The following is a 25,430-nucleotide window of genomic DNA, read 5'->3' as shown; positions in this document are numbered from 1 at the left end:
TAACACATGTTAAAAAAAATAATAATTGTTTCTTATTGCGCCTTAGCAATCTTATTAATGAGTTTTACTCCTAAAACAAGTACTGTTGTTGATAAAGTAGAATTTCAAAATCCAACAGAAGTTACTTGGAAATTATTAGGACAAATTGATTTTATAAAAAAGAAAAATCCTCATTATGGTGAAGTAATGTATCCTATGGTAAACGGTACATTAAAAGCTTTACAAGGAAAAAAAATTAAGGCGTCGGGTTTTATTGTGCCTATTGATAGTAAATCATATGCATTGAGTAAAAACGTGTTTGCACAATGTTTTTTCTGTGGTAACGCAGGACCAGAAACCATTATGGGAATTAAATTTAAAGGAAGTACACCGCGTTTAAAAACCGATACTTATGTAACTATGGAAGGTACTTTTAGATATAATGCAGATGATATTGATGATTGGATTTATCACATTGAAAACGCTGTTATAACACATCAAAAATAATGATACGTAAAGAAGGTTTAACCGATTTATTTTTTGATTTAGATCATACTATTTATGATTTTGATAAAAATTCAGCACTAACTTTTGATGCAATTTTTAACGAAATGCAGCTTAAAGGTGTAGGTGATTTTATGACACATTTTAAACCCATCAATGATTATTATTGGGATAAATTTGCTAAAGAAGAAATATCACATGATACCCTACGCTATGGTAGGTTAAAAGATACCTTTGATGCCATTGATGTTGCCGTAAATGATGATCAAATTTATTATATAGCAGATGCTTTTATAGGTAATTTAACCAATTACAACCACGTGTTTGATGGAGCACATGAAACATTAAATGCTTTAAAGAAAAACTATCGTTTGCATATTATTACAAACGGACCCAGTTTGGTTCAAGAAAAAAAACTTAAAAACTCTAAGCTAGAGCAGTATTTTGAAACAATAACCAATTCAGAAAAAGCAGGAGTAAAAAAACCAAATCCAATCATTTTTCAACACGCATTACAATTGGCTAATGTTAAGGCTGAACAAAGCCTTATGATTGGCGATAATATTCAGGCCGATGTTCATGGAGCTTTGAATGTAGGGATGCAAGTAATTTGGTTTAATGAGTTTCAGTTGCAAAGTGATGTTCAAGTAGCTGAAGTACAACAATTAAAACAACTTTTAGATATTTTATAAGATGAAGAAATTTTTATTTTTATTGCTTTTCGTTTTTATTGGATTAGGAACAAAAGCGCAAAACATAGGATCGGTTAAAACCATTCAAGTAAAAGCGGTTTACGATTTTCAAGATACTTTTAATGAATACCGTGTAAACTCGTATTTAAAACATCGTTTAGAAGAAAAAGGATTTACTGTGTATTACGACAATCAAGAAGCACCTGCTGAAGTTGCAAATGATCCTTGTAAATTGTTAAAATGCAATGTAAAACGAGACAAGTCAATGTTAGCAACCAAATTAATTATTGAATTGGTTAATTGCAAAGGAGAAGTTGTTTTTACCGCAAAAGGAGAGAGTAGACTAAAAGCTAGAAACAAATCACATGTTGATGCTATTAAAAACGCTTTAGAGTATTCTACACTGAATAAATTATAAAAAAAGCACTTCGAAAGAAGTGCTTTTTTAATACCCATACTTACCTTGCCAACGCTGATGCAAAAAGTCTTTGGTTTGCTTTTCTCGGGCATTTTCGCCTGGTTCGTAAAAAGAGGGCATAAATATAATTTTTATATTACTTTGTTGTCTAAAACTATTATATTTCTCTAAAGAAGTATTACTTTTTATCCGTTAAGTAAATTTCCATTTTGCCATCTTCTGCTTTTAAGTTAAGCATATAACCCGCATGTTCTGTAATGGTAGCTGTTGTACCCGTAGTTTCAAAGCTGGTATTGTTCATTTGTTCTTTAGGTTTGTAGCTTATGCTTATTTCTGTTGATTTAACTAATGTATACACATCACCTCGAACGTTTATAATTTTGAACCAACCAAAACCAAGATTGGATGCAATTCGATCACCTGCTTGTTTAAAAGCCTCATATCTTCCAAAATAAATATCACCCACTTGCGGTGCTTGTTCCATAGAAATGTAAGTAGCTGGTTTAGGAGCATCGGTTTTTATACTATCGTAAACTAAGTAGCCAAAAAAACATACAATGGCTGCAACAAAAAGCCAACCTACAATCGTAAATTTAAAAATAAAAGAAGGTTTTGGCGTGCTGTTTATTTTTTGCTGAGCAAAAGCTTTCATTTCAGGCGACCATAGCTTAGTAGGAATTTTTTTTCTTGTAACATCATCCCAAAATTCAGCAACTACTTTTTTAGAGCGAACTGTAAAGAAAGCAGTTCTTGATTGTGTTCTATAAATACCCAAAACCATTGGGTTTTCTTTGTTTTGCGGATTTTGTAATTCATTGGCGTGAAAAGCACCTTCTTCTAATCTGGATATTGAGAAAAACATATTGCGTTGGTTTGTATGTGATTATAGTAAAAATAGATGTTTTTTTGATGATTTACTATAAAAGTTGCACGAAAAACGATTTATAACAAAAAACGCCCAACTTTTCAGTTGGGCGTTTTACAATATATTTAAAAGCAATTATGCTTCCATATAAGCTTCAATAGGAGCACAAGAACATACTAAGTTTATGACACCAAATGCATTGTCATATTAAGTTACTTTTTATAATAAATTATTTAAATAGATAACCTGACTAAAGGTAAATAGATATATAAATTTATTATTTTTAAATTATGCATGCATAGTGTTTGTGTTGTGTTATCTGTTTTTTAATTCTTTATTAGATAAATGATGAAAATTCTGTTAGATTTGATATTGCCAATTATTTATGATCTTAAAATATACTTAATGAAAAATATTATTTTGATACTTTCAATTATTAATTTTTTTTATGGATACCCTCAAGAGAAGTATCAAGCATTTCAGTACGAAAACAAATTCGGTGTTGTTGATAAAACTTCACTAGAAGAAATAGTGCCTCCTACATATGCATCTTTTGCACCAGTTTTTCAAGATGTTTTGGCATTTGTTGATAAAGATAAATTTTATTTTTATGATGAGAATACAGGCGTTACTTCCATTTATATTGATAGAAATCAGCCAATATTAATTTATAAAATGGGAATTTATTTTCATTGTGTTAACAATGATAAGAGTGTTCTTATTTCATCGTCAAAATTTTCTAATAAAATCTTTTTCAATAGAGAATATGAAAGAATTACAACTGTGTATCAAAATATTATGGGATTTACTAAAACTAATTCCATAGATGTTTATAAGAAAGGTGATTACAATACACAATATTTAAAAGATGTTTCTGCCACATTTTTTGAATTTGAGCATCTTTATGATATCAAAAATCAAAAAGAAGTTTCTACTTATATTTTTTACGGAAAAGATAATATATATATTTATGATGAAAATTTTGAGTTACTGAATTCAATAGCTTCATCAGAAAGTGATTATAAAAAAATCTTACAATTGATTGCAGGTGATTATAAAAAAATAGACCAGGATTGGAAAACAGATGGTTGGGGAAATATTTCAATTTGGAATGTTAAAAATGAAAAAGGGATTACAGTTTTTAGTGTAGATGGATTTGATTTTTCTTTTTCTGTTAAAGGCAATTTTGATAAAAGTACATTGTCTTTAAGTAAATTTTATTTAGATGTGCGAGATATCAATTATTGGGTGGTTATTAAAAATATTGAAACACAGATGGAATATTGCTTTAAAATTGATCTTAAAAATAAAACCTTTTTCTATCCTAAGAAATATCAAAAAAAACTTAAATTACAAATGTTGTAATATAACTACTTTATGAAAAATAAAATTTTATTAACTATTATATTGCTTGTAGCTAATTTTTCATTTGCACAACAAAAATATGAAGTATTTGGAATTGATAATAAATTCGGAATTGTAGATTATGAAACGGGTAATGAATTTATCGAACCTCAATTTGTAAATTATAAGAACTTTTTTATTGACTTTGTTGATTTTGAAACCGAAACTGAATTGATTTTGTTCAATAAAATTAGTGGAAAAAAAGTAGTTTATAAAAAAGGGCAAAATGAAAGTTTTTATCTTAGAAAAGTGAATTCTAATATGAAAGAGAGCACACAACGGTTACATATTATTGAAAATAATAAAAGTACAGTTGTAGATGCAGTAAATAACAAAATTACACTTCCTAAAAAATATTCAAAATTACAAACTAATGACGCTTGGCTATTTGGCTTTAATGAAAATGAAACCATTGATGTTTATAGTTATGATGATTTTAAAAAAATAAAAGTTACCATAAAAGCGTCTAAGTTTATTAAAGATTGGGTTTATAAATTAGAAACTAATGATTATAAAAATCATTATGTTTTCTATAATGAACTTGAAGTGTTTGTTTATGATGAAGTGTTTAATTTGGTTAAGAAATACGCAACTGGAGGAAATACTTATTCAGAAATAAAAGAGGTAATAAAGACTGATTTCAAAGTGTCTTCACATATTAGTCAAGGTGTCTTTATGGATGAATGGAAAGTAACTTATTCTAATGGCTATTCAAATTTTAATTATATTAAGCAACTATCTTTTCAATTAAAAGGTAACTTTGAAGCTTTAACGAAAGGTTGGGACTATATTTTAATTGAAGAAAATAATTCCCAAAAAAAATATTTCTTCTTTTTAGATTATGAAAATAAAAGATTTTCGCTACCAAAAGCCGAGCAAATTAAATTAGATTTACATTTTTTAGAATAAAATAGGCTACCTTAAAATGTATTTTAAAGTAATTTTGATATTTTACTTTTCCAAAAGAAAAAAGAGGTATCTCACTTTTGGAATAGTTTCTTCTTTAAAAAAAATAAAATTTCTGTAACATAACTACATTATGAAAAATAAAATTGTATTAACTATTATTTTAGCTATAGCTAACTTTTCATTTGCTCAAACTAATTATGAAGTATTTGGTGTAAATGGTAAATTTGGTATTATTGAAAAGAAAACAAACAGTGAATTTATAAAGCCTATATATACTAAACATGCTAGTCTTATAGAAGATTATATAGTTTTTTTAACGAAAACAGATTTTATTTTATATAATAAAATTTCGGCGGATAAAATAACTTATACTAAAGGTCAAGATAATCATTTTTTTCTTTTGCCAATAGATACTTCAATTGTTGGTTACGAAGCAAATTATCACATTATTGAGAATAATAAAAGTGTTGTAATTAATAAAAAAGCAGAAAAAAGAAAATTACCTAAAAAATATTTAAAGATAGCTAGCTTATCTGGAATGTTATTAGGATTTACAGATAAATCAATAGACATATTTACTGATAATAGATTAGAAGCTCCAGCAAAAACTATTAATGCTTCTAACTTTATTGAGATAGATTTTACTAAAAAAAGTGATAAAAATAAAGAGAAGTTCTATGTTTTCTATAATAAAAGTAAAATATATGTTTATAATGATTTGTTAGAAATAGAAAAAGCTTATCAAGGAGGAGGAGATAATGACAAAAAAATAATTGAAGTAATAAAAAGTGATTTTATAGAAGAACAATTAAAATTTGGTGCGCAAAATACCTTCAGAGTAAAAACTTATATAACTCAAGAAAAGGAATTTTCATCAATAAAAATTGAAGATTTTGCGTTTAGTGTGAAAGGAAATTCAGCAATAAGACATCATAGACGAGATTTCATAACAATAGAAAACGATATTACTAAAGAAAACTACTATTTCAGTGTTAATTATAAGGAAAGACAAATTTATTTACCTCAAAAGTATCAAGAGCAACTTAATTTACAAATTTTAGAAGAATAAAAAAACGCCCAACTGAAAAGTTGGGCGTTTTGCAATATATTTAAAAGCGATTAAGCTTCCATATAAGCTTCAATAGGAGCACAAGAACATACTAAGTTTCTATCTCCGTAAGCATCATCAACTCTGCGTACGCTTGGCCAGAATTTGTTTTCTGCAACATACTCTAACGGATAAGCCGCTTGCTGACGAGAATATGGTTGTTCCCAAGTTTCAGCTGTTAACATAGCTAATGTATGAGGCGCATTTTTCAATACGTTGTTTACATCTTCAGCTGTTGCTGCAGCAATTTCTTTACGAATTGAAAGCATTGCATCACAAAAACGATCTAACTCAGCTACATCTTCCGATTCCGTTGGTTCAATCATTAACGTACCTGCAACAGGGAAAGATACTGTTGGTGCGTGGAAACCGTAATCCATTAAGCGTTTTGCAATATCAGTAACTTCAATACCTTGCGCTTTGAACATACGACAGTCAATAATCATTTCGTGAGCTGCACGACCTCTTTCTCCAGAATACAATACTTCGTATCCTTCGCTTAAACGTGCTTTCATATAGTTCGCGTTTAAGATAGCTGTCATAGTAGATTGTTTTAAACCTTCGGCACCTAACATCGAAATGTATCCGTACGAAATTAAACAAACCAATGCAGAACCGTAAGGCGCAGCAGAAATTGCAGTAATAGCGTTATCGCCACCCACTTTCATAACTGGATTTGTTGGTAAAAACTCAACTAAATGCTGTGCCACACAAATTGGTCCAACACCTGGTCCACCACCACCGTGAGGAATAGCGAATGTTTTGTGTAAGTTTAAGTGACAAACGTCTGCACCAATTCTTGCAGGATTTGTTAATCCTACCTGTGCATTCATGTTAGCACCGTCCATATATACTTGTCCACCATTTTCGTGGATCATGTTGGTAATTTCAATGATTGAAGATTCGTAAACACCATGTGTAGAAGGGTAGGTAATCATTACACAAGATAAATTGTCTTTGTGTAATTCTGCTTTCGCTCTTAAATCTTCAACATCAATGTTACCTTCTTCAGTCGTTTTAGTAACCACAACCTTCATACCTGCCATTGCAGCAGATGCTGGGTTTGTACCGTGAGCAGAAGCTGGAATTAAAGCAATGTTACGGTGTCCTTCGCCACGAGATTCGTGGTACGCACGGATAACCATTAAACCTGCATATTCACCTTGTGCACCAGAGTTTGGTTGTAAGGTTGTGCCAGCAAAACCAGTAATAACGTTTAACTGTTGCTCTAACTTATGTAACATAGTTAAGTAACCTTGTGCTTGGTTTACAGGTGCAAACGGGTGCATGTTGTTCCAATTTGGGTTACTTAAAGGTAGCATTTCAGCCGCAGCGTTTAATTTCATCGTACAAGATCCTAAAGAAATCATTGAGTGATTCAATGCTAAATCTTTACGTTCTAATTTTTTGATGTAACGCATTAATTGCGATTCTGAATGATATGTATTGAAAACATCATGCTCTAAGAACGTTGAAGTACGCTCTAATTTTACAGGTACTAAAGCTTCTTGAGATAATTCTGTAACTGTTTGGAATGATTTTCCTGCTACTTCAGCAAAAATACCAATAACAGTGTTGATGTCGTTAAATGAAATAGTTTCGTTTACCGAAATAGACACGTGGTTAGCATCTGGGTAAAAGAAGTTGAATTCTTTAGCTTCAGCAACAGCTTTTACTTTAGCAGCATCTGCTTTTACTAAAATAGTATCAAAATAAGCATCGTTTACTTGCTCAAATCCTAATTTTTGTAATTCGCTAGCAATAGTAACCGCTTTAGCATGTGCTTCGTTTGCAATTCTACGTAAACCTTGTGGTCCGTGGTAAACCGCATACATACCTGCCATAACAGCTAACAATACTTGTGCTGTACAAATGTTTGATGTTGCTTTTTCTCGCTTAATGTGTTGCTCACGCGTTTGTAATGCCATACGTAATGCACGGTTTCCGTTGGTATCTTGAGAAACCCCAATGATACGACCTGGCATAGAACGTTTGTACTCTTCTTTTGTTGCGAAGAAACCAGCGTGTGGTCCACCAAAACCTAACGGAATACCAAAACGTTGTGTAGTACCTACCACAACATCAGCACCCATTTCTCCTGGCGATTTTAAACGAACTAACGATAAAATATCAGCAGCAACAGCTACGGTAATACTTTTAGCGTGTGCTTGATTAATGAATGCTTCATAATCAAAAACTTGTCCGTATTTACCTGGGTATTGTAAGATAGCACCAAAGAAATCTTCAGAAAAATCGAAAGTTTCGTGGTTTCCTACTACTAATTCAACACCAATTGGCGTAGAACGTGTTTGTAATACTGATAAAGTTTGAGGTAAAATTTCTTCTGAAACAAAGAATTTATTTACATTATTTTTCTTTTGATCTCTTGTACGAACATCAAATAATAAAGCCATAGCTTCTGCCGCCGCTGTAGATTCATCTAATAAAGATGCATTGGCAATTTCCATTCCAGATAATTCAATTACCGTAGTTTGGAAGTTTAATAAAGCTTCTAAGCGACCTTGCGCAATTTCTGCTTGATAAGGTGTGTAAGCAGTATACCATCCTGGGTTTTCAAAAATGTTACGTTGAATAACCGCCGGTACAATAGCTTCATTGTATCCTAAACCGATCATTGTTTTAAATACTTTGTTTTGCGCACCTAAAGCAGTTGCGTGTGCTAAGTATTCATATTCTGTCATTGCTGGATCTAACTCGATATCTTTCTCTAAACGAATTTTGTCAGGGAAAGTTTCATATAATAATTGATCCATATCCTTTACACCAACGGTGTTAAACATGTGTTGTAAATCTGTAGCTCTAGGACCAATATGTCTTAAAGCAAAAGCATTTGTCTTCATCTGCAGAAAAAAATGATTAGTTGTGTAAGGTGCAAATTTAATACTTTTTATGGTTTTACAAAAGCATAACTTACATACATATTAGTATTTAATATGCTAAAAGTTAAGTTGTGATTATCTAAGGGAAACTTTCTTATTTTTATTTGGATTTTATCTAAATAAACATACCTTTGCAAAAATATTTCATTTTCTTATGCGCCTTTTTACACTACTTTGTTTGATATTGACTACCCATGTTGCCTCTGCACAGTATAAAATTTTTGGAAAAACATATGATGATAATGGTCAATTAGTACCCAATGCATCTGTTTTATTAGTTGTAAACGATTTGGTAAAAGAAACCCAATCAAACACTAAGGGAGATTATTTATTTGAGAATATACCTGTGGGCTCTTACCAAATTATAATTAAAAAAGGACTTTACGAAGAATACACCGATGTTACTGTTAGCAATCAAAATGTTGAAGTAGATCTTTATTTAATTTCAGATAACGCAGAAACTATGGATGATTTGGTAATTCATGTAGAATCGGTTAAATCAAAATTAGAAAAAGAAGGTTTTGCAATGAATGTTATTGAAACCAAAGATGCAGCGGTTCGTAATATTCAAACAAACGAATTATTGGATAGAACGGCAGGTGTACGTGTACGTCAAAATGGAGGATTAGGAGCAGCAGTTGACTATAATTTAAATGGAATGACGGGTAATGCTATTAAAATTTTTGTTGATGGATTACCAATATCTACTTACGGATCATCATTTGACTTAAACAGCATACCTCCCGCACTTATTGAACGTATCGAAGTTTATAAAGGTGTAGTGCCTATTCATTTATCAGACGATGCTTTGGGTGGTGCTATAAATGTAGTGCTTAAAAAAGGATTACGAAATGCTGTGAACGCTTCTTTATCTTATGGGTCTTTCAATACATTTCAAGCAAATTACAGTGGAATGTTTCGTAATAATAAAAGTGGATTAACCTTTAAAACTTCTGGTTTTCACAATTATTCAGATAATAACTATGAAATCTGGGGCAAGTTTGCAAGAAACATCAAAGGTGATGGAAGTTATGAATATGTAAAAGCTAAACGTTTTAATGACGCTTTTAAATCAACGGGTTTACGTACAGAGATTGGTTTTACCGATGTAAAATGGGCAGATAATTTTTTTGTAGGCTTAAATTTATCAGAAGCTTATAATGAAATTCAGCACGGTTTGTACATGACAGTGCCGTATAAAGGTAGATATACACAAAGTGAGGCGCAAGTTTTTCATTTTGATTATAAAAAGAAAAATTTATTTGTTAACGGCTTAACCTTTGATATTAACGGAATGCTAAGTAAGCGCCAACAAATTGTAAGTGATACTGTTTCTTATAGATACAATTGGTATGGTGAAATAGCAAAAGGACTTTATGGTGAAGATTTAAAGACGACACAGGGAGCACAGCAAGGAGCACCAACTTTAAATCATATAAATAGAACCATTAAAACATTACGCGCTGGTTTAAGTTATGAGTTTGTAGATAATCATAAATTATTTGTAAACCATGTTGTGTATGATGTTGATCGAACAGATGAAGATCAATTAAAGCCTATTTCGCAACAAATTTATGCTACATCAAATACTTTGCAAAAAAACATAACTTCTTTTGCATATGATTTTAAAGCATTTGATGAAAAATTAAAAGTAAACGCTTTTTTAAAACTATACGAACAAAAAATGAAGCAAATTCAACCAACATCTAAATTAGTTGAAGGACAACAAACAAAAGTAGATATTGAAAGAACCAACGCAAGTAAAGAAACAGGTTATGGTGTAGCATCGTCTTATTTAGTTTCACCATCAGTTGTGGTTTTGTTTTCTGCTGAACGAGCATTGAGATTAGCATCGGAAAGAGAAATTTTTGGAGATCCAAGTGAAAATATGATTTCAAATACGGGTTTAAAACCAGAAATAAGTGAAAACTATAACTTAGGATTAAAGTTTGGAGCTTATAAAATTAAAGATCATACTTTTTCTGTATCAGCTTCAGGGTTCATCAGAGATACGCAAGATAAAATTGTTCGTAAGGCAGATGATAAAGTAAATGCAGCTTTAGAAACAGCTCCGTTTATTAATGTAGGAAGAGTTAAATCAATCGGTTTTGAAACAGAGTTAATGTATACTTATAAAGATAAATTAACGTTACATGGAAATGTTTCTCGATTTAACTCAATAAACAAAGTAAAAACCGACAATTCTTATAACGAGCAAATTCCTAACGAACCTTTTTTTACAGCAAATGCATCATTGCAATATCAAATTAAAAATGCTTTTCAAAAAAACAGCAATTTGTTTATCAACTACGCTTTTGGATTTGTAGAATCATTTTATACCATTCAACCACCTGGTAAAGGAATTGCTAACCGCCAAGATTTGTTAGATGAAGCTACAACACCACAACAGTTTATACAAGATATAGGTTTTAGTTATACGTTTCCTAACAAAAAGTTTATTGTAAGCTTTGATGCTAAGAACATTTTTAACAAACAAGCCTTCGATAATTTTGCGGTACAAAAACCAGGGCGCGCCTTTTATTTTAAAATCAATTACTCATTTAATACATTATAACCCATGAAAAACAAGTTTTTTAAATTCGTTTCATTAAGTATTGTTTCATCATCGTTGTTTTTTGCAAGCTGTTCATCTAATGATGACGTTGCTCCGAAAGACGAGAATATAACACCTACAGAAGATCGTTGGATTACAATTGCAGGTGCTAAAATGGGAGCTGCGCCAGACGGGCAACCTGGAGATGGAAACGGAGGAACAGTAGTATATTCTATTTCAAAAACAAATGCAAAAAATCCTGATTATGAAGTGTCTGTTTACGATAACGGATTCGGAGTGCATTCAAGTAGAACAGCTCGTTTACAATCATCTGCTGATGGTAAAATATTGTTTAACATACAATATACAGGCGTAGACGGCGGACAGTTAGATAAATATACAGTTAACGGTGGTAATGCTTTTGGCTATGTAAAAGGGGCAAACGCATCGCAACAAGTAGGTACTTCACCACGCTGGGCAAAATTATTTGACGGAGATAAAACGGGTATCGCTGTAAATGTTACCACTCCAAAAGCAAATAATGCTGATGACACCACTACTGCTTTTAAATATTATAGAGGTACATCAACAGTTTTGGCGTTAGATTTAGTGAATACTGCAATTAAAGGATATAAAAGTTATGAATTACCTTTAAGCGCTGAAGAAGAATTAGCAGGACATCATATTTTTCGTTTAGATGCACCCGTTTTAAACAAAGCAGGTAACAAATTAATTGTTGGTACTTGGATGAGACAAACAGATCCAACAACTGGAAAAAATGGCTTTAAAGACGGACGTTTAGGTACAAAATCATTAGTTGTTGATTATCCTTCATTAGAAAATCCTTCTTTAATTACTTCTACCGTTGATAATGGTGACACAAGTGGTTACCGTAGTTTTAACGCTTTTGTTGCAAACGATGGTAATATTTATCAAGCAACTCAACGTGGTACAAAAGGTTCTCATATTTTAAGAATTAACCAAAACAACCAATACGATAACGAGTATGTGTTTAGTTTAGACAGCGCATTAGGTGTTACAGGTACGTATGTTGATGCTTGGAGGTATGCTGGTAATGGCATTGCTTATGTAATGTATACGTATACAGGTACAGAACAAGGATTTGTAGCTAGAGTTGATTTAAATGCTAAAACGGCAGCAAAGGTTGATTTACCTTATGAAGCTGGTCTAGATTTTGGTCAATACCAAGGTTTTGTGGTTGATGGTGATGAGGTTTACATTGCAGTTACACCAGTTGGTAAAGACGGTAATATTTACATTTTAAACAGCAAAACAGGTACAGTTACAAAAGGCGCTAAATTAAAAAACAAGCCAGGTAACCATTACATTGGTGTTTATTAATATTTAATTAAAAATAAATTATTTAACCTCAAGGATTTTTATCTTTGAGGTTTATTTTTTTATTGATTTTGAGGTTACTAAAAAAAATATTAGATTGGTATATAAACGCAAGTCTACACGTTGCTTTAGCTACAACAGCTTTAGTACAAATGACTTTTTATTTTTGTCATATTCCGTTTGATGTAATCGTAACTCTTTTTGTGTTTTGCGGTACATCGGCTTCATACAATATCATAAAATATTTGCCCTTTGTTTTAAAAAACAAAGAATACAAAACCTCATTAAAGCTAATTATTGCTTTAACTTCTTTGTTTTTGGGCATTTGCTGTGTTTTGTTTTTTCAACTAAAAACAGCAACACAAATAGTTACTTTACTTTTTTGCGTATTAAGTATTATGTACGTCGTGCCATTTTCTAAGGCATTGCCTAATTTAAGAAATTTTGCAGGTATCAAAATATATATTGTAAGTGTTTGCTGGGCAGGGGTAACCATTTTATTGCCCATGTTAAATGCCGATATGGAAATAGGTATTGACGTAGTTTACAAGTTTCTGCAGCGATTTATTTTAACGCTTATTCTAATTCTTATATTTGAAATTTACGATTTAAAATATGATTCGTCTTACCTAAAAACGGTTCCTCAAATTTTAGGTGTTTCAAAAACCAAAAACCTAATTTATGGTTTACTAATTCCCTTTTATATATTAGAGTTTTTTAAAGAAGGCTATTATCCCAATCAGTGGTTTATTAATCTGTTGCTTTGTATTTGTATAGCGCTTTTTACTTTTTTTGTGAGTCATAAACAGTCCAAATATTATACTGTTTTTTGGGTAGAAAGTATTCCGATTTTATGGCTGTTACTTGTTTTGATATTTTAATTTTTTGTACATTTAAAATAAAAAATGAAAAGAAAAGCGATCTCTTTGCTTTTATTAATAAGCGCTTCTGTTTTTGCTCAAGAACGAAGATCCATTTCATTGGTTGATTTTTCTGATAAATATTCAGGAAAAATAGTTGAAAACGATAATTCTTATGGTGATATCGAAACAAATTGCAACTTAATACTTTACGATAAAAAAACAGGTAAACAGGTTTTTTCAGCCCAAGCTTTTGATACCGTTTTTCAATCAGATGATTATTTCTCTTCAAAAGAACTAAATGTAAATGTCAAAGAATTGCCTTATGGTGAACAAAGTGTATTGATTTTTGAAGATTTTAATTTTGATGGCGTAGAAGATGTTGCTGTGCGTACAGGATATTTTAGTTGTTATGGTGGGCCATCGTATGATGTTTATTTAGCAACCAAAAAAGGCTTTAAGAAAAGTGAAAGTTTTAGTGAATTGGGTTCAAGTAATTGCGGAATGTTTGCGGTTGATTATGAAAAAAAGCAACTAGAAACCATGACTAAAAGTGGTTGTTGTTGGCATCAATTTTCTAAATATGTGGTTGAAAATGACATCGTGGTACCCATTGAAATTTTAGAAGAACAGTACTCAGGTATGTTGGTTGATTATACCCTTTTTAAAAGAGTAAACGGAAAAATGGTGAAAAGCACTTATCAAACATTTGATACCGAAAATAATGAACCTGAGGTTACCTATGTTTTTGAAAATGGCAAAAAAATGTATTTAATAAACGGACTTAATGATAACTTGTATTACATTTTTACCGACAAAGAGAATAAAGTAGAGCTTTCATATGATGATGATTTTCAGTACAATGTGCAAAACAATACTTTGTTGTTTAATGTAGAAAAAACAACTTACATGATTTCTAGTAATGAGATTTTAGTAAAAACAGGAGGCAAAGAATATCATTTAAATAAAATTCAATCTAAAAAAGGTTCTTTAAAGAATGTGAATTTTAAAGAATACCCCAACGTAATTAGTAAATAATTAATTTAAAAGATGTATGAGAAAGCTAATTGTTTTAATGTTTGTTTTATTTTTAAATAGTCAACTTTTTGCTAGTGAATGTTATCATTACCATGTGTCAACAAAGTATGAAATTCAGGTAAAAAACAACGAAGTTTTTTTGCGTCAAAATACTGTTGATCCAAACGGAGTTAGCATTTCTCAATCCAATAAAATACAATTGTCATTTAACACTGCTGAGAATTGGAAAATTGATGGCGTAGAAAATAACATGGTATTTTTATCAACCAATAATGCGTACTATTTTGTGAGCGTAGAAGGTTATAATTTTAACGAGCAAAAACCAATGTTTCTATTTAAGAAAAGTGAAGTTGAAAATAGATTTAACAACAATATGTTTCAACAAAACGGACAATGGATTTTTGTGTCTTACGATGCTTGGGATAAGAAAATACATAAGAAAAAGGTGCCTTCGGTTCCAGAAAATATTCAAATAATTGCTAAAACGCAAAACAATGCATATTTAGTCAAAAATAATGCAGGTGTTTATGTTGGTAATTTTCAATCAGATGGTGTTTCATTCACCAAAATAGAGCATCTAAATCCCCAAACAACGCAATTTATCATTCCAAATTATTATTTAGATGCTTATTTGTTGTATGATGATGATACTTTTTACCTTACCAATATCAACATCGAAAATAACGAAGATGTTACAAACGAATTTAAATCTTTAGGTTTTAAAGGCGATTTTACACAGCTAACATTCATTAAAAGCGAACTTTTAAGTGGTTTTAAGGATAAAAACAATCAATTTTGGGCATATGTTGAAGCAGGTATATCATTAGAAAATGCAGACGATGTTCATTTTTATCCTATTGAAAACGTACAGTTTACTAAAGATAATTCGTTGTTAATTGCTGATAATAAATATTATAACAGCAGTTGGGGCGCTATTTATCAAATGGAAAATATTGATGTTTCTAAGGTTAATAATCCGAATGATTTACAAAATATCAATGGTAGTGTTTATTATGATGGTTTATATTATTATTGGCTTAATTACGAAACACGTGCTTTTGAAAAAGAGGCAACTTTGGTTGGTCATTTAATGATGTTTGATAGCGTAACAAGTTATCAACATGGTTTGTCTTCTTTTTTCAGTTTGCAAAACAATGCTTTGTATTATTTTACGGGTGATCAAAAAGTAAAAAAAATCACAGCTTACTCTGGTACCATCAAAGATGTAAAAGTAGCTTATGCTTTTAACGATAAAATGTATATTGATGATGCAATTATACCATCGCCCTTAAATTTTGAAACATTAGAGTTTGTGCAAAGTGTTGTAAATGTTGAACAAGGTTGCGATGGCGGCAGAGGGCAAATACCTGTTATTGTACATTATTATCACTTTTTTAAAGATGCCACAAGTTTGTATGTTTATGCTACTAAAACTCAAACTTTTCAAAAAATAGATGATCAAAAAGTGGCAACCAATTTTGATACTGCTTATCAATGGGTTCAAACTCAAGTAGGAAAGAAAAAATAATTTAGGCAACGCGTTCTAACTCAGAAATTGTTTTTTCAATTTCGTACGCCTTTTTTAATTGATTTCTTAAAATGCAATCGCCGTATTTCTTTTGGTGTTTTTCAATAGTTCTGTTTAAATGCGCTTTAAATAATTGGCTGTGTAAGCTACTGCTGTATTGTTCTATAAGATCATAGGTTTTCTTTATTTCAACAGCATTGTACTCATTAATTTCTGTTTTGTGTAAACTGCGTAGCAAGTTGTTTAAATAATGTTCTTTTTGATATTCTAAATCATTTATTTTTTCTTGATATATTTTCATGTTTACCTCATCATTAATTTCAGCCCACGTTTCTTTTTCAATAGAAAAGGCTACTATTTTAAGGCTTAATTGTAAAAGCTGGTATTGGTGTCTTAAGTAACGTGTCATGATTTTTGTTTTTTCAAAGATGATAAATAAATACGTCGCTCTTTGTCGTTTTTGAGATAGGTGTTAAAAAATTAAAAATTAACACTTTACCAAATACATCTTTGCAATAAATGATTACTTTTAAAACCTATTAAACTAAACTAAAAGAAAATTATGAGTGAAAATTACTTTAAAGCTACAAGCGAAAGCCAAAATTTTATCGATTATTTTAAGGCAGTTAATCCTACCTTTTTAAACAACAATGTAAAAGCACTTTTTATTGTAAAAGCACATGATAAGGTGTATTTGAAATCGGTTTTTACAAAAGAAGAGTATTTAAACAAGTTTAGCTATGTTACTACTTTTACCACTTTGGAAAGAGTGATAGATACTTGTGATAGTGATGAAAACCCTGAGGGACAAATTTTTGAATACAAATTGCCAAATGAACAATTAATTGACTTTTTTGTGAATTTAGGAGAAGAATGTTTGATTCAAATTTTTGAAGATGAATTAATAGCAGTTGATTTTTTAGTAGATTATTATGAAGCTGCTACTGTTTAATTTCTATAAAAAAAGCATCCCAAAAGGATGCTTTTTTATTTTTCAAATTCTATAACTATTGGATTATTCACAGGAGGTTTTTCTGGTCCAGAAGTTAGAGTTAAATGTAAAGATTTATTGTTAGCATTAACTTTGAAGTATACCATATTATATCCAAGATCAACCTTTATATCTTCATGATTATTTACCCAAGTATACGGAAATGTTCCCTTTGGACTTGCAAATGAATACGGACTTTCATTAATCATTTTAATGCTATCATTGTCAAAAATCCAAACAATATCGCCTTTGGTTATAATAGGTGGCTCTTTATTATAAACGATGTACTTTATCATTTTCCAATTGCCTAAAATACTGTCGTTATTTTCACTTATATTATCATCGTTTTTACAAGATGCTAAACTTATAAAAATACTTAAAAACATTAGTTTTTTCATATTTAATAAAATTTGGTTGCATAGTAAAAATACTAAAATTATTCTTCAATAGTTCTAAAAGTTAAATTAACTCGTGGTGTAAAAACCTTTTTTGTAGGCGGTAACCTGTGCAACCAATGTGTTTGCGTAACATCTTTCATAACTAGTAAACTACCATGTTCTAGCCAAATATCAATTTTTTCAAGAGTTTGTTTGTGTTTAAAACAAAATTTACGTTCTGCACCAAAACTTACCGATGCTATAGCGCCATTTTTCTTTAAATCTTTTTCGCCATCACTATGCCAAGCCATTCCTTCTTCGCCAGAATGATACAAGTTTAATAAGCAAGAATTAAAGGTTTCACCCGTAACTTGTTCTATGTGTTGTTTTAAAGCAAGCAGTTCTTTTGTCCAAGGCAAAGCATGTTTTGTAACATTAGAATAAGTATACTCAAAAGGCGCACTTCCGTACCAAGCTACCTTGCGCTTTGTAATGATTTTTTTTCCAAAAATAACCGCTTCATCGTTGCGCCAATCAATGGTTTCTAAAAGTGTGTTTAAATAATAAAGGGCGTCAACATCATTCCATAAAACACCATAATAATTTACAATACCATCATAGGGTAGTACATTGTTATTGTGATTTGGAACATCTTGAAATAATTTCATCTATAAAGTCTTATGCTATCAAAGATAAATGATTTTTGTATTAATTAGCTGCATAATTCATCATTTTGAAACCTACATTTCGTACATTTGAAATTCAATAAAATAATATCATGTTACAATTAACCCCGCAAATTAAAGGAACTGCCTTTGTTTATGTTGTAAATAAGCAAAGCACGCCAACCAACGATACCCCAACTTATGTTGTAGAAGCATTTGAGGCTTTTAAAAATTTAGATGCTCCTGTTGATTTTATCAAAATAAGCAACCATTTTTATTTTTTTGTAAAAGAGAATAGCGATTTAGAAAAAATGCGTGTTGCGGGTTTCAACATCCGTCAACAATTAGATAAGAAAACGGTTGAACTTACCATTGTAGGAAACGGTGAAACTACATTAGCATTGGCCGAAGGTTTGGCTTTGTCTAACTATCAATTTTTAAAATATTTTAAAGATGCCGATGAGCGTGAGTATGCTTTAGAAAACATCTTTTTATTAGGAGATATTGCAGCAGATGATGTTAGTAAAATGAACAACGTAATAAAAGCTGTTTTCTGGGCACGTGATATGGTAAACGAACCACATTCGTATTTAAACGCGACACAGTTAGCCAAAGAAATGCAAGAAATTGGTGATGAAGCGCATTTTCATGTAGAAGTTTTTAGAAAAGCAGAAATCGAAGCTTTAAAAATGGGTGGTTTGTTAGCCGTTAATAAAGGATCTGTGCAGCCACCAACATTTACTGTAATGGAGTACAAGCCCGCAAACCCAATAAACCAGCAACCAGTTGTTTTGGTAGGTAAAGGCGTTGTGTATGATACAGGAGGTTTGTCGTTAAAACCAACTCCTAACTCAATGGATTTAATGAAATCGGATATGGGGGGGGCAGCTATGATGGCAGGTACTATGTACGCAGCTGCTTTAAATAAGTTAAACGTACATATTATTGCATTAGTACCAGCAACAGATAACCGCCCAGGAGGTGATGCTTATGCGCCTGGAGATATTATTACCATGATGGATGGTACAACGGTTGAAGTATTAAATACCGATGCTGAAGGCCGTATGATTTTAGCAGATGCTATTAGTTATGCAACCAAGTATAATCCAGAATTAATTATTAATTCGGCTACATTAACGGGTGCTGCCTTAATTGCTGCGGGTACACGTGCTGCTTGTTTAATGAGCAACGCATCTAATGAAGTTAACAATGCTTTGTTAAGTTCTGGTAACAAAGTATATGAACGTATGGTGCAATTGCCTTTATGGGACGATTATAAAGAGCAGTTAAAATCATCTTGTGCCGATTTAAAAAATATTGGAGGTCGTATGGCAGGTACTATTACTGCAGGTAAATTCTTAGAGCATTTTGCCAAAGCACCGTTTGTACATATTGATATTGCTGGGCCTGCTTTTACCGAAGCTCCTGAAAACTATAAAGGTTTAGGTGGTACAGGTACGGGGATTCGTACCTTGCATGATTTCTTTGTAAATTATAAAAAGTAAGATAGTTACATAATATTGTAAAAAATCCGTTACGGTTAGGTAACGGATTTTTTGTATTTTTAAAAACTAAACACTATATGATATGAAAAAAATGTTTCTACTTACATCGCTAATAACGGTTTGTACTGCAATGACTTGTGATGATGATCATGATGCTTTTGTAAAATTTGATAATGCTCAGTTTGATAAAAATCGTGTTTTATGGGAAAACGCCAATATCCGTAATTATACCTATGTACTTTCTTATTTTTCATCGGCAACTGGTCCTCGAAAAGATACCATTGAAGTAGTAAACGGAGTTGTTCAAAACCGTGAAAAAATGCATTTTTATCCGTATACCATTAACGATGTCTTTAAAAAGATTAAAGATGATGTAAATGAGGGTTACAATGAAAAAAGAAGCGAAGTATATGGTGTAACCATGAATGTTACCTATGACAATCAGTATCATTTTCCTAAAGAAGTAAATTATTCGGTATCATATAAAACCAATGTTGTGGGTGGTGCTTATTATGATCTTTCTGTAAGTAATTTTCAAGTAAAATAAAAAACGGATAACCGTTATATGATGAAAGGTGTGCATATTTCTGCACACCTTTTTTGCATACTATATAATCTAAACGTGTTTTAATACTGGCAAGTAATCTTAACAAAGCGTTAATTAACATGTTAAAAAAAGCTTTTAACATTGGGGTTTTGGCATGGGTACACACCTCAATGTGAGGGTGCGTACTACACAATATCTTCTGAAAACTCTTAAAAATAGGGCTTTTTTTGTTAAAAAGTCTCATGGCATAGTAGTTGAAAATTGTTTTAGCGAACAAATTGTTCAACAATCTAACCTAAGAGATCAACAAAATTTAATATATATGCCCACACCAACAACCATTCTTAAAAACAACTCGTTTTTAGAACCAAAAGAAACAACAACCCACTTAAAAGTGGTTCGCAATGATGCTCAATCGCAAAAAGTAGCACGTTCAAAATTCTTAGAAAGTATGTCATTGAACTCTCTAAAAAGAAAAGACTATTTGGTAGTAGCTTTAACTTTTTCATTAATGCTAACATCGGTATGGTTTTTTGTTCAATTTCAACCCGAATTAGAAAAACTGCATTTTGAACGTATGAATACTTGGTGGGGAGCTGCCATTAATTATGTAGCCGTTACTTTATTGGTGCTTCAATTGGCTTTTTTATCGTATTTAATCATTCTATATATAAAATACAAAGCCGTAAAACCTGTAGCCGATGAATTATTACCTACTTGTACGGTTATTGTACCTGCTTATAACGAAGGGAAATTAGTTTACGAGACCTTGTTAAGTTTAGCAGATAGCGATTTTCCTGCTGATAAATTACAAATCATGTCTATTGACGATGGTAGTAAAGACGATACTTGGCAATGGATGCTTAAGGCAAAAGCTGCATTAGGAGATCGTTTAACTATTTACCAACAACCAAAGAACATGGGAAAACGCCATGCGTTATATCGTGGTTTTACAGAAGGCACCGGACAAGTTTTTGTAACAGTTGATAGTGATTCTGTTGTGAAAGAAGATACATTAAGAAACTTGGTAAGTCCGTTTGCGGTAAACGATAAATGTGGTGCCGTAGCAGGTAACGTTCGTGTACTTAACAAAGAAAACGGATTAATACCTAAAATGTTAAACGTAAGTTTTGTGTTTAGTTTTGAGTTTGTACGTTCTGCGCAAAGTGCAATTGGATCGGTATTATGTACACCAGGAGCGTTAGCTGCTTATAGACGAGATGCCGTAATGAACTGTTTAGAAGATTGGATGAACCAAACCTTTATGGGGCAACCAAGTGATATAGGCGAAGACCGCGCTATTACTAATATGATTTTAAAGCAAGGCTTGCACGTGTTGTTTCAAAAGAATGCCTATGTGTATACTAATATTCCAGAGCGCTATAAAAGTTTGTATAAAATGTTTGTTCGTTGGGAGCGTAGTAACGTACGTGAAAACATTATGATGAGTAAATTTGCTTACTCAAAGTTTAGAACAGAATCAACCGTTGGGCCACGCATTTTATTAACCATGCAGTGGGTTAAAGTAGTAATGGCTTTTCCTTTATTGTTGTTGTTGATGTTTTTTGTAGCAACACATCCTATTTTGTTTGTATGCAGTAGTTTGGTAGGAATTTTAATTTTCTCTAGTATACAAATGTTTTTCTATGCTAAGAAATACAATATATCCGAAGCCTTTTTAGCTTACACCTACAGTATTTTTTACATGTTTACTTTGTTTTGGATAACACCTTATGCCATTGCAACTGCAAGTAGAAGAGGGTGGTTAACCAGAGAGTTACCTGTAACCGCTTAAGAGAACTAAATTAACTATAATGTGAAAGGGCAGTACGTATTTGTGCTGCCTTTTTGTTTACTTTACTTTTTTAAGCCAAACTTTGTTTGTTTTTTGTCTGCTGTTTAAAATAGTTCCTTCATACCATTGTTTTTTTGCATTGTATTTTAAACGATAATGAATAAAAAAAGCTTCATAAGGATCTACAATGTTTTCTGCTGTAAACGTTAAGCTATCGTTTTTAAATTGAATATTAGAATACCTTAAAAGAGAATCGCTTAAGCATTGAATGTCAAGATTATTTTGTACTAAGCTTATTTTAAGGGTATCCACATAAGTAACATTTCCTTCTATATCAATTGTATCTTGTTCCCAATGTTCAGACCATAAACCAATGCTATTGTTGTAATTGTTTTTTGACGTTGCTGTTTTGTTTTTAATACCACATGCTACCATAAGTAAACATATAACAGCAACAAATATTATTTTTGTTTTCATAAACGGTTATTGCATCTTTTTTAAAGAAACTTTATTTTCTTCATTTACACTGTTTATAATACCACCACTGCATTCGTTGCGCTTTTTGTTTACTGTAAGCGTGTAATAAACAAAGAAACGTTCATTAGGATCAACCAAATTTTCTTTTGTAAAAGTAAGTTGATTTCCCTTTAATTGAATGTCTGAATACACATACATATCGTAGTTAATGCATGTAATGTTTAATTGATTGTTTTTTGTGTACAGCTTAAGCGTATCAACGTAATTAACGCTTTTATCAGGATCAATAATATCAGGAACCCAATGCTCTGTCCATATACCCGATAAATCTTGCGGTGTTAACTTGTTTTTTACACCACATGAAATTGTTAGGGTTAAAACACTTAAGTAAAGAATCGGTTTTTTCATAGCTTTTGTTTTTTATGATGTCTTTAATCGGTCAACAGTAATTACCCTAAAGGTATACGAATTTATGGTAATTCTAATTTTATGTTTTGAACTTGATAGATAATAATTTTTCCCTATTTGCTCTACTTCATCTTCTTTAATGTGTTGAACGATATCATAGATAAGCGTTTCAATTTCAGCATTTGAATAACTGGTTTTTAGTTTTTTATTAATTCTACCATATACTAAAGGGGTGTAACCTATTTTTGATAGCATTTCAGGTATGACTTCCATTTCTTTTTTTTGATATTTAAAGATAGTTAAAATAAAAAGCCGAAAGGTTAACTTTCGGCTTTTTTAAAAGATTTAAACGAATGTCTGCTTTTGGTATTGATTCACGATTTGTTATTCTGAATGCAACGAAGTGGAATGAAGAATCTCTTTGATGATTATAGATTTCTCCTTCGACGAAATAACAAAAAAACTGTTGAAATTTGAACTATATTAAAAAATGGACATTCAAAAACATTTATTTTATTTTAGTGAAACGATAGTGCGCTTTTAACGGACCATCAATTTCTTTACCATCTTGGTCTAAAGCAATCAAGCCGTTTTCTATTACTTTTAGCTTGCTGTCAATATCTTTTCCTTTTAAATGAATAACCGATCCGTTATCGTGCCACATAATAGTACCTGTATTGTTAATATTAGTGTTTCTTTCTAAATATTCAGACAGGTAAGTAAACGCACCATCTTTTGTAATGATAATGGTGGTTTTTATTCCCGGACAATCGGCACATGGTAGTGTAGCTTCGTAAGTACCCGCCCAATCTAACGAGTTTTCAGCATTGTGCCCATCATGCGTAATTGTATCAAGTTTTTGTTCCACTAACGAATCATTTTTCATTGAGTTATCTTCAACAGGCGCATCCGTTTTTTTAGTGCAAGCAGTTAATGTAGCCCCTGTAACTAATGCTAATAAGAAAATTTTTTTCATAACGCTTTCATTTTACAATTCAATAAAAAAAAGCATCAATTTAAATGCCAAAAGCTTTAAAAAAGAAGTGAAAATTAGTCAATTGCAGTTGTTAAGGCAATTAGTTTTAAAATGGTATTTAAATTACGCCCCGTTGCCGTTACATTTAGCTTTTTTTCGAAAAAGTTGTTGTTCATTTTTGATTTTCCCATACCATTGGGTACATAAAAGTAAAGTATTTTGTTTTGTACATGAAACACTTCGTTGCCAAAATCTATAGTTTGTAGTTTTGCAACCAAAGCAACATCGGGTACCGTATCTAAAAAAGTAAAAAAAACTTTGTTGGATTCTGCTGTTGCTGGAAAAGGATTGTTAGCTACGGCATTTTCTAAATCGGATAACAAAAGAATAAAAACAGGCACGTTTACCTGAAATTGGTTTAACAAAACAGCCTCAAACTGTTTTTGTGCAGCGGTTTTATCTAAAGGCGTTTGTACCACAATGTTTCCGCTTTGTATGTAAGTACTTACTTTTGTAAACTCGTGTAAAAGCAATGCTTGTTTTAAAGCATCCATTTTAACCAGGTTTTTACCCGATACGTTTATTCCACGTAATAAAACAATGTACGTATGCATTATGCTAAATCTTTAATAATGATTTTTTTCATTTGCATTAAAGCAGCCATAGCATTAGGATTATTAGCCATTAGCGTATTTAAGTTTTCAGGAATAATTTGCCAACTTACGCCAAAAGCATCTTTACACCAACCACACATACTTTCTGCGCCGTTTTTAGTAAACGCATTCCAGTAATAATCTATTTCTTCTTGGTTGTTGCATAAAATTACAAACGACACGCCTTCGTTAAATTCAAATGTTTCATTGGCCGATCCATCAGTAGCCATAAACGTAAAATCGTTGGCAATAAACTGCGCATGTTGCACAAGGTTTTGTTGTTCTGCATTAGGATATTTTAAAATACCTTGTAACTCAAACTTAGGAAAAATAGTACGGTAATATTCAATAGCTTCCTCGCATTTTCCTAATTGATTTTGTGTAAACATAAGGGTAGGAGTTAACTTTTGTTGGTTAACATCGCTTAATTTGCCATAATACAATTGCCATGTAACGCCATATTTATCGGAAAGCCAACCATAACGCTTGCTCCACGGATAAGCATCTAAAGGCATTAAAACCGAACCGTTTTCTAGTAAAGCATTCCATAAGGTATCCACCTCTTCTGTAGTTTCACAGGTAACCATAATAGAGATGGATGGATTTATTTTAAACATGGGTCCTCCATTAATACCACTAAACGAAACACCAGCCAATACCGCATTGGTAACCACCGGATTACTTTGCGTTATGTAACTGTCTTTAAAAAGTGTGGTGTAAAAATCAAAAGCTTCTTTTGCGTTGGTATCAAACCAAAGGGCAATATCTATTTTGTTGGTCATAATAAACAGATTTAAAATTATTTAGTAGCATTTTATTTATGAATGTTCGCTTTTAGTAATGACTCAAGATTTGTCATTCTGAATGCAACGAAGTGGAATGAAGAATCTCTTGGATAATTAGAGATTTCTCCTTCGT

General features: G+C 31.5%; 26 protein-coding genes. 15 read left to right on the top strand and 11 right to left on the bottom strand.

Annotated elements, in window-relative coordinates; genetic code table 11:
* Positions 1–6: 6 nt before the first annotated feature.
* The 3 genes from H1R17_RS01330 to H1R17_RS01320 are packed head-to-tail and all read left to right on the top strand — an operon-like array spanning position 7 to position 1,593.
* Positions 7–486 (top strand): hypothetical protein, encoded by a 480-nt coding sequence (locus H1R17_RS01330; RefSeq protein WP_163431827.1) that lies wholly within the window; start codon positions 7–9, stop codon positions 484–486.
* Positions 486–1,175, top strand: a complete 690-nt coding sequence (locus H1R17_RS01325) for a YjjG family noncanonical pyrimidine nucleotidase (protein ID WP_163431828.1) — start codon at positions 486–488, stop codon at positions 1,173–1,175. The genes H1R17_RS01330 and H1R17_RS01325 overlap by 1 nt, the downstream gene beginning before the upstream one ends.
* Before the next feature lies 1 nt (position 1,176).
* Entirely contained in the window at positions 1,177–1,593 is a 417-nt protein-coding gene (locus tag H1R17_RS01320) for a hypothetical protein (protein ID WP_163431829.1), read from the top strand.
* Positions 1,594–1,771: 178 nt separating this feature from the next.
* Here H1R17_RS01320 and H1R17_RS01315 read toward each other — a convergent pair whose 3' ends face one another.
* Positions 1,772–2,455: a hypothetical protein gene (locus H1R17_RS01315; protein WP_163431830.1), complete on the bottom strand. Its 684-nt coding sequence runs from the start codon at positions 2,453–2,455 to the stop codon at positions 1,772–1,774.
* Positions 2,456–2,863: 408 nt separating this feature from the next.
* Between H1R17_RS01315 and H1R17_RS01310 the strand changes: the two genes are divergently transcribed.
* The 3 genes from H1R17_RS01310 to H1R17_RS01300 all read left to right on the top strand — a co-directional run bounded on the left by H1R17_RS01310 (position 2,864) and on the right by H1R17_RS01300 (position 5,840).
* On the top strand, positions 2,864–3,823 hold the full coding sequence (locus tag H1R17_RS01310) for a hypothetical protein (RefSeq protein WP_163431831.1): 960 nt from the start codon (positions 2,864–2,866) through the stop codon (positions 3,821–3,823).
* A gap of 12 nt (positions 3,824–3,835) precedes the next feature.
* Positions 3,836–4,771: a hypothetical protein gene (locus H1R17_RS01305; protein ID WP_163431832.1), complete on the top strand. Its 936-nt coding sequence runs from the start codon at positions 3,836–3,838 to the stop codon at positions 4,769–4,771.
* A 130-nt stretch (positions 4,772–4,901) separates the two neighbouring features.
* Positions 4,902–5,840, top strand: coding sequence for a hypothetical protein (locus tag H1R17_RS01300; protein ID WP_163431833.1), 939 nt, complete (start codon positions 4,902–4,904; stop codon positions 5,838–5,840).
* A gap of 50 nt (positions 5,841–5,890) precedes the next feature.
* Here H1R17_RS01300 and gcvP read toward each other — a convergent pair whose 3' ends face one another.
* Positions 5,891–8,740, bottom strand: a complete 2,850-nt coding sequence (gene gcvP / locus H1R17_RS01295; RefSeq protein WP_163431834.1) for an aminomethyl-transferring glycine dehydrogenase — start codon at positions 8,738–8,740, stop codon at positions 5,891–5,893.
* 217 nt (positions 8,741–8,957) lie between these two features.
* On the opposite strand from gcvP, the gene H1R17_RS01290 reads away from it, so the two are divergent.
* The 5 genes from H1R17_RS01290 to H1R17_RS01270 all read left to right on the top strand — a co-directional run bounded on the left by H1R17_RS01290 (position 8,958) and on the right by H1R17_RS01270 (position 16,118).
* Positions 8,958–11,354, top strand: a complete 2,397-nt coding sequence (locus H1R17_RS01290; RefSeq protein WP_163431835.1) for a TonB-dependent receptor — start codon at positions 8,958–8,960, stop codon at positions 11,352–11,354.
* Positions 11,355–11,357: 3 nt separating this feature from the next.
* On the top strand, positions 11,358–12,695 hold the full coding sequence (locus tag H1R17_RS01285; RefSeq protein WP_163431836.1) for a hypothetical protein: 1,338 nt from the start codon (positions 11,358–11,360) through the stop codon (positions 12,693–12,695).
* A 149-nt stretch (positions 12,696–12,844) separates the two neighbouring features.
* Positions 12,845–13,573 (top strand): hypothetical protein, encoded by a 729-nt coding sequence (locus H1R17_RS01280; protein WP_240453343.1) that lies wholly within the window; start codon positions 12,845–12,847, stop codon positions 13,571–13,573.
* Between the two features lie 24 nt (positions 13,574–13,597).
* Positions 13,598–14,590, top strand: a complete 993-nt coding sequence (locus tag H1R17_RS01275; protein WP_163431837.1) for a hypothetical protein — start codon at positions 13,598–13,600, stop codon at positions 14,588–14,590.
* A gap of 16 nt (positions 14,591–14,606) precedes the next feature.
* Positions 14,607–16,118 (top strand): hypothetical protein, encoded by a 1,512-nt coding sequence (locus tag H1R17_RS01270; RefSeq protein WP_163431838.1) that lies wholly within the window; start codon positions 14,607–14,609, stop codon positions 16,116–16,118.
* A gap of 1 nt (position 16,119) precedes the next feature.
* Here the strand turns inward: H1R17_RS01270 and H1R17_RS01265 are convergent, their stop codons facing one another.
* Entirely contained in the window at positions 16,120–16,527 is a 408-nt protein-coding gene (locus H1R17_RS01265) for a hypothetical protein (protein WP_163431839.1), read from the bottom strand.
* A 153-nt stretch (positions 16,528–16,680) separates the two neighbouring features.
* Here H1R17_RS01265 and H1R17_RS01260 point away from each other — a divergent pair, with 153 nt between their 5' ends.
* Entirely contained in the window at positions 16,681–17,070 is a 390-nt protein-coding gene (locus tag H1R17_RS01260) for a hypothetical protein (protein ID WP_163431840.1), read from the top strand.
* A 35-nt stretch (positions 17,071–17,105) separates the two neighbouring features.
* Here the strand turns inward: H1R17_RS01260 and H1R17_RS01255 are convergent, their stop codons facing one another.
* Positions 17,106–17,507: a hypothetical protein gene (locus tag H1R17_RS01255; protein ID WP_163431841.1), complete on the bottom strand. Its 402-nt coding sequence runs from the start codon at positions 17,505–17,507 to the stop codon at positions 17,106–17,108.
* Positions 17,508–17,545: 38 nt separating this feature from the next.
* A complete protein-coding gene (locus H1R17_RS01250; protein WP_163431842.1) occupies positions 17,546–18,154 on the bottom strand; it encodes an alpha-ketoglutarate-dependent dioxygenase AlkB in 609 nt (202 codons plus the stop codon).
* A 110-nt stretch (positions 18,155–18,264) separates the two neighbouring features.
* Here H1R17_RS01250 and H1R17_RS01245 point away from each other — a divergent pair, with 110 nt between their 5' ends.
* From H1R17_RS01245 to H1R17_RS01235, 3 genes are all read left to right on the top strand, one after another.
* Complete coding sequence (locus H1R17_RS01245; RefSeq protein ID WP_163431843.1) at positions 18,265–19,656, top strand: M17 family metallopeptidase; 1,392 nt, start codon at positions 18,265–18,267, stop codon at positions 19,654–19,656.
* A gap of 82 nt (positions 19,657–19,738) precedes the next feature.
* Positions 19,739–20,203 carry a DUF6174 domain-containing protein gene (locus H1R17_RS01240; RefSeq protein WP_163431844.1) on the top strand — a complete coding sequence of 155 codons (465 nt, stop codon included), beginning with the start codon at positions 19,739–19,741 and terminating at the stop codon, positions 20,201–20,203.
* Positions 20,204–20,525: 322 nt separating this feature from the next.
* Positions 20,526–21,998: a glycosyltransferase gene (locus H1R17_RS01235; protein WP_370520214.1), complete on the top strand. Its 1,473-nt coding sequence runs from the start codon at positions 20,526–20,528 to the stop codon at positions 21,996–21,998.
* Positions 21,999–22,055: 57 nt separating this feature from the next.
* Here the strand turns inward: H1R17_RS01235 and H1R17_RS01230 are convergent, their stop codons facing one another.
* The 6 genes from H1R17_RS01230 to H1R17_RS01205 form a co-directional block, all read right to left on the bottom strand.
* Positions 22,056–22,475, bottom strand: coding sequence for a hypothetical protein (locus H1R17_RS01230; protein WP_163431845.1), 420 nt, complete (start codon positions 22,473–22,475; stop codon positions 22,056–22,058).
* A 6-nt stretch (positions 22,476–22,481) separates the two neighbouring features.
* Positions 22,482–22,883 carry a hypothetical protein gene (locus tag H1R17_RS01225; protein WP_163431846.1) on the bottom strand — a complete coding sequence of 134 codons (402 nt, stop codon included), beginning with the start codon at positions 22,881–22,883 and terminating at the stop codon, positions 22,482–22,484.
* Positions 22,884–22,895: 12 nt separating this feature from the next.
* Positions 22,896–23,156, bottom strand: a complete 261-nt coding sequence (locus tag H1R17_RS01220; protein WP_163431847.1) for a DUF3781 domain-containing protein — start codon at positions 23,154–23,156, stop codon at positions 22,896–22,898.
* A gap of 235 nt (positions 23,157–23,391) precedes the next feature.
* Complete coding sequence (locus H1R17_RS01215) at positions 23,392–23,859, bottom strand: copper resistance protein NlpE (protein WP_163431848.1); 468 nt, start codon at positions 23,857–23,859, stop codon at positions 23,392–23,394.
* 74 nt (positions 23,860–23,933) lie between these two features.
* Positions 23,934–24,473: a DUF1697 domain-containing protein gene (locus H1R17_RS01210; protein ID WP_163431849.1), complete on the bottom strand. Its 540-nt coding sequence runs from the start codon at positions 24,471–24,473 to the stop codon at positions 23,934–23,936.
* Entirely contained in the window at positions 24,473–25,294 is an 822-nt protein-coding gene (locus tag H1R17_RS01205) for a VOC family protein (RefSeq protein WP_163431850.1), read from the bottom strand. Before H1R17_RS01205 ends, H1R17_RS01210 begins: the two co-directional genes overlap by 1 nt.
* Positions 25,295–25,430 lie beyond the last annotated feature (136 nt).

This window comes from Flavobacterium sp. xlx-214 (assembly GCF_013874595.1).
Taxonomy (GTDB): domain Bacteria; phylum Bacteroidota; class Bacteroidia; order Flavobacteriales; family Flavobacteriaceae; genus Flavobacterium.
The sequence above is the reverse complement of the archived record's forward strand: the minus strand, read 5'-3'. Positions and strand labels throughout refer to the sequence as shown.

Bases quoted from the DNA above. Each gene is read 5' to 3' on its own strand.
- H1R17_RS01330 (WP_163431827.1), top strand. From the start codon at position 7: ATGTTAAAAAAAATAATAATTGTTTCTTATTGCGCCTTAGCAATCTTA.
- H1R17_RS01325 (WP_163431828.1), top strand. From the start codon at position 486: ATGATACGTAAAGAAGGTTTAACCGATTTATTTTTTGATTTAGATCAT.
- H1R17_RS01320 (WP_163431829.1), top strand. From the start codon at position 1,177: ATGAAGAAATTTTTATTTTTATTGCTTTTCGTTTTTATTGGATTAGGA.
- H1R17_RS01315 (WP_163431830.1), bottom strand. From the start codon at position 2,455: ATGTTTTTCTCAATATCCAGATTAGAAGAAGGTGCTTTTCACGCCAAT.
- H1R17_RS01310 (WP_163431831.1), top strand. From the start codon at position 2,864: ATGAAAAATATTATTTTGATACTTTCAATTATTAATTTTTTTTATGGA.
- H1R17_RS01305 (WP_163431832.1), top strand. From the start codon at position 3,836: ATGAAAAATAAAATTTTATTAACTATTATATTGCTTGTAGCTAATTTT.
- H1R17_RS01300 (WP_163431833.1), top strand. From the start codon at position 4,902: ATGAAAAATAAAATTGTATTAACTATTATTTTAGCTATAGCTAACTTT.
- gcvP (WP_163431834.1), bottom strand. From the start codon at position 8,740: ATGAAGACAAATGCTTTTGCTTTAAGACATATTGGTCCTAGAGCTACA.
- H1R17_RS01285 (WP_163431836.1), top strand. From the start codon at position 11,358: ATGAAAAACAAGTTTTTTAAATTCGTTTCATTAAGTATTGTTTCATCA.
- H1R17_RS01280 (WP_240453343.1), top strand. From the start codon at position 12,845: ATGACTTTTTATTTTTGTCATATTCCGTTTGATGTAATCGTAACTCTT.
- H1R17_RS01275 (WP_163431837.1), top strand. From the start codon at position 13,598: ATGAAAAGAAAAGCGATCTCTTTGCTTTTATTAATAAGCGCTTCTGTT.
- H1R17_RS01270 (WP_163431838.1), top strand. From the start codon at position 14,607: ATGAGAAAGCTAATTGTTTTAATGTTTGTTTTATTTTTAAATAGTCAA.
- H1R17_RS01265 (WP_163431839.1), bottom strand. From the start codon at position 16,527: ATGACACGTTACTTAAGACACCAATACCAGCTTTTACAATTAAGCCTT.
- H1R17_RS01260 (WP_163431840.1), top strand. From the start codon at position 16,681: ATGAGTGAAAATTACTTTAAAGCTACAAGCGAAAGCCAAAATTTTATC.
- H1R17_RS01255 (WP_163431841.1), bottom strand. From the start codon at position 17,507: ATGAAAAAACTAATGTTTTTAAGTATTTTTATAAGTTTAGCATCTTGT.
- H1R17_RS01250 (WP_163431842.1), bottom strand. From the start codon at position 18,154: ATGAAATTATTTCAAGATGTTCCAAATCACAATAACAATGTACTACCC.
- H1R17_RS01245 (WP_163431843.1), top strand. From the start codon at position 18,265: ATGTTACAATTAACCCCGCAAATTAAAGGAACTGCCTTTGTTTATGTT.
- H1R17_RS01240 (WP_163431844.1), top strand. From the start codon at position 19,739: ATGAAAAAAATGTTTCTACTTACATCGCTAATAACGGTTTGTACTGCA.
- H1R17_RS01235 (WP_370520214.1), top strand. From the start codon at position 20,526: ATGCCCACACCAACAACCATTCTTAAAAACAACTCGTTTTTAGAACCA.
- H1R17_RS01230 (WP_163431845.1), bottom strand. From the start codon at position 22,475: ATGAAAACAAAAATAATATTTGTTGCTGTTATATGTTTACTTATGGTA.
- H1R17_RS01225 (WP_163431846.1), bottom strand. From the start codon at position 22,883: ATGAAAAAACCGATTCTTTACTTAAGTGTTTTAACCCTAACAATTTCA.
- H1R17_RS01220 (WP_163431847.1), bottom strand. From the start codon at position 23,156: ATGGAAGTCATACCTGAAATGCTATCAAAAATAGGTTACACCCCTTTA.
- H1R17_RS01215 (WP_163431848.1), bottom strand. From the start codon at position 23,859: ATGAAAAAAATTTTCTTATTAGCATTAGTTACAGGGGCTACATTAACT.
- H1R17_RS01210 (WP_163431849.1), bottom strand. From the start codon at position 24,473: ATGCATACGTACATTGTTTTATTACGTGGAATAAACGTATCGGGTAAA.
- H1R17_RS01205 (WP_163431850.1), bottom strand. From the start codon at position 25,294: ATGACCAACAAAATAGATATTGCCCTTTGGTTTGATACCAACGCAAAA.